Source organism: Peptoniphilus sp. DNF00840, assembly GCF_001553125.1.
Lineage (GTDB): Bacteria > Bacillota > Clostridia > Tissierellales > Peptoniphilaceae > Peptoniphilus_A > Peptoniphilus_A vaginalis.
Genome location: NZ_KQ960235.1, coordinates 1 through 1,006, shown reverse-complemented (window position 1 = coordinate 1,006; position 1,006 = coordinate 1). Strand labels below are relative to the sequence as shown.

At 39.5% G+C, this 1,006-nt stretch carries 1 protein-coding gene; it reads left to right on the top strand.

The annotated features are described in order from the left end of the window. Positions 1 to 462 precede the first annotated feature (462 nt). A partial coding sequence (locus HMPREF1864_RS06385; RefSeq protein WP_255353771.1) for a reverse transcriptase domain-containing protein occupies positions 463 to 1,006 on the top strand: 544 nt, incomplete at its 3' end.

Below are 1,006 nucleotides of genomic sequence, written 5' to 3'. Positions count from 1 at the left end.
CTAATGCTGGGGTGAAATTCCCTACGGAGCGTAGTTACCGACGAATCTAATAGCGACTTGCAAGTTTTAGATGGCGACATCTAGGAGAGAAGAAGCAATAGCGAAATCGTGACTTGACGAACAGAAACAGAATATGAGGCGCAACAGGTGGGCAAGCTAGCCACAGATAGCAAAGACCCAAAAGGTAACCGTAAACCCAAAGCGTAAATTCTGCGAGTAAACGATGAAAGTATTAGGGCTTATCCCGTGAGGTCTCACTAGCGAAACAGTAGTAACAACGAATAGTGAGAAGTCAGCAGAAGTCATAGTAGGTGGAAACACCGAAGGACTGAACAATTTAACAGCACAAGTAAATGTATGTTGCATAACAAATCTGACAGAGAAAGTAGCAGAAACGTAAATGAAAACAAAATCTCACATCTAAGAAATAAGTTATGCAAGCGGAAAGGAGCAAGTGCACACATGGAAGATAAACTGATAAGTCAAATCCTAAATCCAGAAAACATGCACCAAGCCAAACTAAAAGTTATCTCCAATAAAGGAGCGGCGGGAATAGATGGCATAAGTGTAGAAGAAATAGATGAATACATCAAAGAAAACTGGACAAGGATAAGACAAGAAATTATCGAAAGACGCTACAAACCACAACCAGTACTTCGAGTAGAAGTTCCAAAACCAAACGGAGGAAAAAGAAAACTCGGAATACCAACAGTAATGGACAGAATAATCCAACAAGCAATCGTGCAAGTTCTAACACCAATAATAGACCAAAGATTTTCAGAAACAAGCTATGGCTTCAGACCAGGAAGAAACTGTCAAATGGCAATAACAAAAAGCCTAGAATACCTAAACGACGGATTCGAATGGGTAGTAGATATAGACTTAGAAAAATTCTTTGACAAAGTGCCACAAGATAAACTAATGAGCATAGTTCATGAGCACATCAAAGCACCAGACACAGAATCACTAATCAGAAAATACCTAAAAGCGGGAATAATGAACAAAG